The organism is Staphylococcus sp. FSL W8-0271 (assembly GCF_038006605.1).
Taxonomy (GTDB): domain Bacteria; phylum Bacillota; class Bacilli; order Staphylococcales; family Staphylococcaceae; genus Staphylococcus; species Staphylococcus cohnii.
Window position 1 is genome coordinate 19,479 of record NZ_JBBOVM010000004.1, and the last position, 8,706, is coordinate 28,184.

9 protein-coding genes are annotated in these 8,706 nt (G+C 27.3%); 2 read left to right on the forward strand and 7 right to left on the reverse strand.

The features are described from left to right. Positions 1–1,393: 1,393 nt before the first annotated feature. The 3 genes from NST87_RS13495 to NST87_RS13505 form a co-directional block, all read right to left on the reverse strand. On the reverse strand, positions 1,394–2,968 hold the full coding sequence (locus NST87_RS13495) for a primase C-terminal domain-containing protein (RefSeq protein WP_340721792.1): 1,575 nt from the start codon (positions 2,966–2,968) through the stop codon (positions 1,394–1,396). 388 nt (positions 2,969–3,356) lie between these two features. Further along, a complete protein-coding gene (locus NST87_RS13500) occupies positions 3,357–3,599 on the reverse strand; it encodes a helix-turn-helix domain-containing protein (protein ID WP_070487681.1) in 243 nt (80 codons plus the stop codon). Next, complete coding sequence (locus NST87_RS13505; protein WP_053023405.1) at positions 3,599–4,174, reverse strand: recombinase family protein; 576 nt, start codon at positions 4,172–4,174, stop codon at positions 3,599–3,601. The genes NST87_RS13500 and NST87_RS13505 overlap by 1 nt, the downstream gene beginning before the upstream one ends. Positions 4,175–4,652: 478 nt before the next feature. Here NST87_RS13505 and NST87_RS13510 point away from each other — a divergent pair, with 478 nt between their 5' ends. Then, entirely contained in the window at positions 4,653–5,105 is a 453-nt protein-coding gene (locus NST87_RS13510; RefSeq protein ID WP_070487679.1) for a hypothetical protein, read from the forward strand. A gap of 48 nt (positions 5,106–5,153) precedes the next feature. On the opposite strand, the gene NST87_RS13515 is transcribed toward NST87_RS13510, so the two are convergent. Genes NST87_RS13515 through NST87_RS13525 form a run of 3 tightly spaced genes read right to left on the reverse strand, consistent with a single transcriptional unit; the run spans position 5,154 to position 7,935 of the window. Beyond that, positions 5,154–6,479 (reverse strand): TcaA NTF2-like domain-containing protein, encoded by a 1,326-nt coding sequence (locus NST87_RS13515; protein WP_340721793.1) that lies wholly within the window; start codon positions 6,477–6,479, stop codon positions 5,154–5,156. An 18-nt stretch (positions 6,480–6,497) separates the two neighbouring features. Further along, a complete protein-coding gene (locus tag NST87_RS13520) occupies positions 6,498–7,193 on the reverse strand; it encodes a hypothetical protein (RefSeq protein ID WP_340721794.1) in 696 nt (231 codons plus the stop codon). Between the two features lie 19 nt (positions 7,194–7,212). Then, positions 7,213–7,935, reverse strand: coding sequence for a hypothetical protein (locus NST87_RS13525; protein ID WP_120004753.1), 723 nt, complete (start codon positions 7,933–7,935; stop codon positions 7,213–7,215). Between the two features lie 77 nt (positions 7,936–8,012). Between NST87_RS13525 and NST87_RS13530 the strand changes: the two genes are divergently transcribed. After that, positions 8,013–8,405, forward strand: a complete 393-nt coding sequence (locus tag NST87_RS13530; RefSeq protein WP_116486110.1) for a YolD-like family protein — start codon at positions 8,013–8,015, stop codon at positions 8,403–8,405. Between the two features lie 28 nt (positions 8,406–8,433). Here NST87_RS13530 and NST87_RS13535 read toward each other — a convergent pair. Continuing rightward, on the reverse strand, positions 8,434–8,706 hold a 273-nt coding region (locus NST87_RS13535), incomplete at its 5' end, for a hypothetical protein (RefSeq protein WP_340721795.1).

Here is an 8,706-nt window from a genome sequence, read left to right on the forward strand (position 1 = left end):
AAAGTCTTCTCCAGTTACGATTAATTAAGATGATAATATTATTCTATGAATAATGTAATCTTATTTAATCTAACAGGAGATAGTCACGAAAAATACAGTGGTTTATATCCTTAATTACATTTTACCTTAAAAATACCGAAAAAACAACTATTAATTTGTATATTATGGTATGGTTTATGTAATTCATTATGGTATGTATTATGTAATGAATTAAATTAAGGTATAATCTAATTATATTAACCCTATTACATAATATAATCTATTATATGTTCACACCATAATTAAATAAAATATACACCCATAATATATAATTGTTATTGGGGAGAGATCTCCATTTTGTTAAAAGTATTTTAGGTAATTTTTAATTTTTTGGCGCCTGCTAATTTTAATTAGTAGGCGTTTTTCTATTATTCTACATAACTACTTAACTACTCACTTATATATATTATTTAGTAGAATATACTACTTATGTCTTTTTCTATTATTCTACATAACTACTTAACTACTCACTTATATATATTATTTAGTAGAATATACTACTTATGTCTTTTTCTATTATTCTACATAACTACTTAACTACTCACTTATATATATTATTTAGTAGAATATACTACTTATGTCTTTTTCTATTATTCTACATAACTACTTAACTACTCACTTATATATATTATTTAGTAGAATATACTACTTATGTCTTTTTCTATTATTCTACATAACTACTTAACTACTCACTTATATATATTATTTAGTAGAATATACTACTTATGTCTTTTTCTATTATTCTACATAACTACTTAACTACTCACTTATATATATTATTTAGTAGAATATACTACTTATGTCTTTTTCTATTATTCTACATAACTACTTAACTACTCACTTATATATATTATTTAGTAGAATATACTACTTATGTCTTTTTCTATTATTCTACATAACTACTTAACTACTCACTTATATATATTATTTAGTAGAATATACTACTTATGTCTTTTTCTATTATTCTACATAACTACTTAACTACTCACTTATATATATTATTTAGTAGAATATACTACTTATGTCTTTTTCTATTATTCTACATAACTACTTAACTACTCACTTATATATATTATTTAGTAGAATATACTACTTATGTCTTTTTCTATTATTCTACATAACTACTTAACTACTCACTTATATATATTATTTAGTAGAATATACTACTTATGTCTTTTTCTATTATTCTACATAACTACTTAACTACTCACTTATATATATTATTTAGTAGAATATACTACTTATGTCTTTTTCTATTATTCTACATAACTACTTAACTACTCACTTATATATATTATTTACAGCAACGCACAAGCACCCTGATATATGTAATGGCACATTGGACAATTAAAATTTAACTAATAAGCCGTTCATATAGAATTTCATTACCTTCTATATACTGAGTATGCCGATCTATATACATGAGTGTATTTTCTATTTCATTCATCAAACCATTATTTTGTACCATTAAACTATATGTATTTCTTTCACTGCTTACAAGGTATCTTATAGCCGTTATATAGCTTTCTTTTTTGTTTTTAATACTTTTAATCATCTCAAATAAACTTTCAATATACACGCTTTTTAAAGCAATGAAAGTTTCTGAATATCTACCGTTTTTAATTGTATATTTGATAATAGTTCTTTTGTTTATATGCTTTTCAAAAATTGCATATAAAGATGATCTAGCCATGCCTAACTTTTTAGCAATAGCACTCATTGAGCCTTTAACGAACACTTTCTGCTTGTTTGTATGTTCATTTAAATATCTTTCTAAATCGTCTTTACGTTCGTCAAAATGGCTTCTAACACGATCTTTACGCTCTTTTTTATGTTTCCAAAAGCCATTGATACTTACACCATTATTGCTATATGCAATTTGGCCATCACTAAAAGCTTCTAAAAGGTTTTCTACATGTTCACGCATTGCGCCACCATAACGACCGCTATAAGCACTTTTAATTACTCTTTCAACTTCTTTATGTGATAAAGGCTTATTTAAGCGCTTATTAAAAGCATAGATATTACTTTCTGCTTCTTTTATATCTATATTTTTAGAATAATAATATAACGCTACTGAAAACATTGCGTTATTTCTACCAACGCCATATCCAAATGAAGTAACATCTGCTTCTTTTAACAAATAATCAACCCATTCAGGCGTTAATTCTTGGCCATTGGCTATACTCTTATAAAATACGTTCTGATTTAAATTGTTCTTTTCTGAATACTCTTTACTCCAGCGCACCATATAAGATTTTGAACAGTATTGATTTGTAAATAACTGTACATTATCTTTTGTAGGCAATCTGAAATAGCCAGTAGATACACATTGATTATCGACTGGTAAATATTTAGAAATTGCATGTGCTAAGCTACTATGTACTTTTTCAGCTACTTTTATAGCTTTCTTTTCTATACCTTTAGCATAGAACGGTGTATCTAATACAAAATACAAATGCCAACCTCTAGGCGTCTTTACATATAAATTAGGCATTTCAGCACCTTCATTGATATGCGCTGAAGCTAAGCTTTGAACTAATTCGTTGTATTCAATATCTTCATCAACATCTAAAACAAATGTATTGATTTGTTTTACATTATCTTTTGTTCTGTTTAATACTTTATACGTATTAACATCTGCTATATTAGCTTTTTCTTTGCTTAGATAATTATAAGGGTTAGGCGTCCAATGGCTAAATTTATGACCATATTGAACTAAAGCTTCTTCTGAAGCAATAATTAAACCTAAACCGTCTATTAATGTAGCTTTATTAGGTGTGACAGCAATACGTGCTGATCTCCAATTTTGGGCTTGTGTAGCCTTAAAATTAGCTTTTTCTAAATCTGTAGCTTTAGAATTTTTAAATTTATACTTTTCTATACTTCCATGTAATATAAAATCATAAATTTTATTAATATTTAGCATTGCCTACACCTCCTAAACAAAAAGACTGATAACGCTTGTAAGCGTTACCAGTCCTTGTTTAGGCGTCCATATACTTTTAAAGTAGTCGAGTAGCGAAGTAGAAAAGTAGAAATGTAGCGTCTTTTTCTTTACTTTCTTCTCTCATGCCCCTATAATTTAGGTATAAAATATAATAAAAATTACCTAAATTACAAGGTATGGAAGAAGACCCGAAAACCGTTTGTATACGTTAGGTTGAGTAACGTTTCAAGCGCTAGAAGTTAAAAGTGTTGGTCGCACTTTAACTTTGCACGTGGTCTTTTTTCATATCTTTTTTTGATTAATTTTAGTATAAACTTCTATATTGACGATTGCAAACATTTTTAATATATTTGCAAATATCCCCAAATTAATATTCATTATTAGTTATATCTTCGTTTTGAACTATAAAATCATATAAAGTCATATCATAATAAGTTAATAACTTACATATAGTTCTAAGCGGTACTGTTTCAATTTTCTTACCTTCAATTTTACTTAAAGTTGCATAATTAATACCTATATTTTTTGCTACTTCCTTCTGTTGTAATTTTCGTTCTTTTCTCAAATCTTTCAATTTCCCGCATAACGCCAGTATTAAGTCTTCATTCATTAACTATTAGCCCCCTTACTATTTTCAAAATCCCGTTTTATTCGATAAACTGTTGATCTACTTACTCCCGTTTTATTTGCGATTTCATTACCTGATAACTCTGTATTATTGTATAGATACATAACATAATTTTTTACATCTTCAGTAACGCCTGGACGCCCGCCTTTTCTACCTCTAGCTTTCGCTTCGTTTAAACCTTCAAGGGTTCTTTCTCTATTTAAATCTGTTTCCAGTTCTGCAAAGCCACTCATTACAGTAAATATCATTTTTCCTAGTGGGCTATTCATATTAAAGTTTCCATCTAATATTTTTAACTCTATATTATGTTCCTGTAGCCAACTTGCTAAATTTATTAATTGTTTAGTTGTGCGTCCTAATCTATCAATTTTAGTCACAACTAATACATCATCTTCCCTTAAATATTTTAAGCACTCATCTAATTTACTTCTATTGGTTTTCTTACCACTCACTTTTTCAGAAAATATTTTAATACAACCTTCAGCTTTTAATAAATTAATTTGTGTTTCTAAACTTTGGCTGATTGTTGAAACTCTTGCATATCCTATTTTAGCCAAAATATCGCCTACTTCCTTTATGAATAGCTTTAATATGAACGACTGTGTGCGCGTTTGCGCATAATGGGCTTCAAAATATTTTTTCGTTGCGTCTGAGGGCTTTTCTCAGCTTGGTCAAAAACCCTTTTTGCTTTTAGTTTTGACACTTTGATTTTAACACATGTTTTGACCAGGTACGAATATAGTTAAAGGCTTGTAGAATTTATTAAATTCTACAAGCCTTTAACCCTTATAAATAACACTTATTCAAGCGTAATTTTTATTAAATTATTTTATTTATTGAAATGTATTATTTTCTAATATCATACCTGGTCAAAACCGATCGTTTTTGACTAGCTTATAATTTGTTTTTTAAAACAAACTATATGTACTTTGAAATATCAAATTATCTGACACTATAATTTTTTTTAAAAATTAGAAGTTGTCCTATCTTAGTATCACAGTATTACTTTACACTATATATAAGGAGGTGTGTAAGATGAATAACAAACAAATTTCTCAAGCAGTTACACAAAATTTATTAAATAAAGAAGCGTATTTATCTATCGTTGTATTTTGGTTATTACTAACTTTAAGAAACATTGTCCTTCACAATCATCATTTTCAATTTGATGTAAATATTTTCTTTGAAATCTGTATATTTCTATTTCCTACAGCTTTCATTTCATCAAATAAGATCTACAAAAATGTAAATGTCAAAGAAGTTTTTAACAAACGTATAACCATTTTTTTATTCATTATATGTACAATATTTACGGTTTTGGGTTGTGCCGTTATCGCCGTGTGTAATTATTTTATGACGGGATCGGGTGCTTTAATTTTGATAATCTTAATGCTAATTTGTCATTTAGCACTAATCGTAATAATATCTGCAATTTTCAATTTTTGGGTCACACTTCAACTCAAAGTTCTATCCAGTGACAAATTTTAATATTTATATATAAAAAAACACCATCTGTAATTAAACAGATGGCATTTTTTATATATCTTCATAACTTTGTATTTTATAACTTTCATCTGATTTATTATACTTCAGTACATATTTAGATTTTATGCTATCTTTATTCTGATTTTCCTTTTTCAAAATGACATTAACTTTTCCATCTTGATAATTAACGCTTTCAAATTCAGGTCGTCTGTATTGGTTTTTCTTCTTGCTTTCAACCATTGACCGCATATATTGTGATAAATCACTGTTACTTTCAATATATTTATCTATAAACTTATAATCACTTTCTTTATAGGCTTTATTCAAATCTTTAGTATAGTCTTCCATAAACGATTTCGCGCCTAGTTCAATATCTTTGATACTCTTTAAATAGTCATTAATAGTATCTTCATTAAATTTCAAACTTATATTTTGAGGTTCTGCCCCCTGATCGTCCTTTATAGTTACTGTATTAGTTTTAAATGCTTTATCGCTTATTTTACCTTTAGCATAAACTTTTAAAGGTTTATTTACTGGATATGCACCGTACACTTTATTTTTTTCATACTTAATCGGCTTATCATTGATATAAAGCTTAATATCGTCATCTACTTTTTCGTTGTTAATTAAATTTGCTTTAAAATTTGCGTCCTTAAAACTAGCATGTGCAATGACTTTTTTATCACTATTTAGATTATCTGTATCAAATCGAATATTGCCCTTAACCTTGCCCTTAATCAATGAATTATCATCATCATAAATTTTTTGGGCTTCTATATCATATTTACCTACAAAAAACTTACCAATATTTGTTGTTTTATTTTTAGGTGCTGTAATAATTTGCTGTTTATCTTCAACATTATTAAATTCATACTTAGCATTTGAATATGAATTATTTTCTATATATACATCATGAAATATAGGTTTAAAAGCCAATCTATCAATAAATATAAACTTGTTCCCATTCATAGTTATTTCTATCAACTTTCGTTCCTGCTTGTCTGTTATATATCCAAAATCAACCGTATCACTTTCACTATTTTCAATATTGCTTTTAATGTTGTTCATTTCTTTTTTGAATTTGTTACGTTTGTCTTTCTTGGCCATATAATCTACAAATTGTTTAGCTTCTGCATGAGTAACTTTAACATCTTTAGAAGTTAATGTTTTAGATACTGCTTTATAGTCTTTAGATTGAACAGCTTCTTCAAAATCATCTAGCTGCGCTTTTGCATTATTCGATAAAACAAAATATACAATTGCTCCTATAATGCACAGTAATAATAAAATAATCATAATTACAAATATTATTTTCAGCTTGCTTTGCTTGTTTTCAGCCTTTTCTGATCGTTTAAACTCCTGGTTTTCATTTTCCATATTTTCAGCCCTTTAGCATTATTTAAACAATAAACAATACTTCAGATAATTTTCACTATCTTTTTGCTTCTCAATAGCTTTTACTTGTTCTATATCATATTTAATAGCCTTCATAACTTCTTCAAAGAAAACTTTTTCACTTTCTTGTAGCCTATCATCATCTATGCTATAAACACCGTCTTCTTTAATTGCTATTTGGTTCAAATCAAGCTCATATTTATTCTCTAAATAATTATCAATATGGCCTTTTACTGTTTCAATACTTCTAAAATATATATCTAAATGCTTATTAACTGCATATGTTTCAATAGGCTTGAAAATAGCTGTGGCATCATTTTTTTCTGAAAATTTGTCTTTCGTTATTTTATTAAAGCTTATTAACTCCTTAACGTTCGCAATTAACTTACTTCTATGTTCTTTGACTAAACTAAATGCCCTTCTATAGTTATATATATATACAAATCTTTCACTTAAATTTCTTAACATTCTAACTAAATTTTCATCTTCAGTAAGTGTTCTATTTGCATACATAGCTGATCGTTTAGCTGAAGCATGTTCACTAATTGGCTTTCTAGTGCTAACTATATAGAAACTATGCCCCTGCTTAATTTTACTTTGAAAATTTTCAAGTGCGTCTTTATATTGTTCATAATCAGTTAGTATTGCTTTTACTAATTCATTTTTAATATCTTCATATATTTTTGTATTTATCATGTGTTTTATTCCCCTTTTGTTATATATATTTACTAAAATGCTTTACTAAATAACTTTGATTATAATATACCTTTGCTATTTCATTAATACTAGGTTCATCTATATGTTTTAATATATAAACCAGATCTGCCATCTGACAATAAACAGCACTATCAAAGTCAGTTAAAAACACTTTGTTTTCTAACAATTCATCTAATGAAACGTAATAACAGTGTATATAGGGTTGGTTATATTTTTTCATCAAAGTAACTCTATTATTGCCATCTAATACTAATAATGATGTTGGTATATCGTATATTTTTTTAAATCTTGCTTCTCTTGATGTTACTAAATCAGGAATTAAAATTATTGGTTCATCAGGCGTAAAAGTATAAGGGTTTTCTTTTTCTGTATAGTTAATGTGTATTCCATCATTAAAAATATCATTTGGCGCTTCCAATGGTTTTCTATTAGTCTTTTTTATTAAATCTCTTGCCAAATCAACATTAAAACCTATGTCATAAATATACTTATTTCCTGCTGTATTACCTCTATATACTGAAAATGTCTGTAAAGTATCTTGTGGACGTTCTCCAAAATCTCCGATACTTCTATATATTTTGTCTAGTACGTCTATCCATTTATCATTAATTAGTTTAACGTACTCATGCTTATACAAATCAATATTCTGCAATTCTTTTTTTACATCAAAATTGCTAACATCAACTTCATACCATAATTTAGTATCATAATCTTTTTTCATTTAAAAACCCTTTCTATAATAAAAAATCACTTCCAAATATAGAACATATGTTCTATATTTGAATTGAGGTGTTGCAAATGATCCCTGAAAAATATGCTAATGAAACAGATTATAGAAAAATACCCCGTGAGTATTTAAACCCTAATATCCCACAAGGTCGAGGAATGAAAAAATGGCTACCTATGGCCAATATCCCCGAACAATACGAAAGATTAGAACAGTACATTCAAGGCCAAAATAAAATTGAAAAGCCATTACTTAGCGAAGACCAAGTAGAAAATATAAATGATACATTGGCCAGTAAAATGATTGATAATACTTTAGCCAAAATTCATTATTTTGCTAATGGCTATATAAAAAGTGTTCAAGGTATAATACACAAGGTCAATACATTAGATAGTGTTTTATATATTTATACTGATGATGTTTTAATGCCTGTAAAATTAACTGATATTTATAATATTGAATAAGGATTAACTAATAGCTTTATTGTGAGTTTCATTCAATTATATCAATTTTATTATCGTAACGCTTTCCGTTGTAGTAAATCGGGCTTTTGTCTATGAAATTTATACCTCTTTCAAATATGTTGTTTGTGCCCATTTTCAAATTAACTCCTTTGTCTTTATTTTCTAGCTTTAATTTATTAAATTCTTGATAGTCTATTAAGCCGTGTTTATCTGCAATTCCTAATTGTTTTAAATCATTTAATGTTATATAACGTGTTTTTAAATACATCATATTTAACACTCCTTTTTTAGTACGGGGCGG

Coding starts and splice junctions, on each gene's coding strand:
- NST87_RS13510 (WP_070487679.1), top strand. CDS start 4,653: ATGAATAACAAACAAATTTCTCAAGCAGTTACACAAAATTTATTAAAT.
- NST87_RS13525 (WP_120004753.1), bottom strand. CDS start 7,935: ATGAAAAAAGATTATGATACTAAATTATGGTATGAAGTTGATGTTAGC.
- NST87_RS13500 (WP_070487681.1), bottom strand. CDS start 3,599: ATGAATGAAGACTTAATACTGGCGTTATGCGGGAAATTGAAAGATTTG.
- NST87_RS13515 (WP_340721793.1), bottom strand. CDS start 6,479: ATGGAAAATGAAAACCAGGAGTTTAAACGATCAGAAAAGGCTGAAAAC.
- NST87_RS13530 (WP_116486110.1), top strand. CDS start 8,013: ATGATCCCTGAAAAATATGCTAATGAAACAGATTATAGAAAAATACCC.
- NST87_RS13495 (WP_340721792.1), bottom strand. CDS start 2,968: ATGCTAAATATTAATAAAATTTATGATTTTATATTACATGGAAGTATA.
- NST87_RS13520 (WP_340721794.1), bottom strand. CDS start 7,193: ATGATAAATACAAAAATATATGAAGATATTAAAAATGAATTAGTAAAA.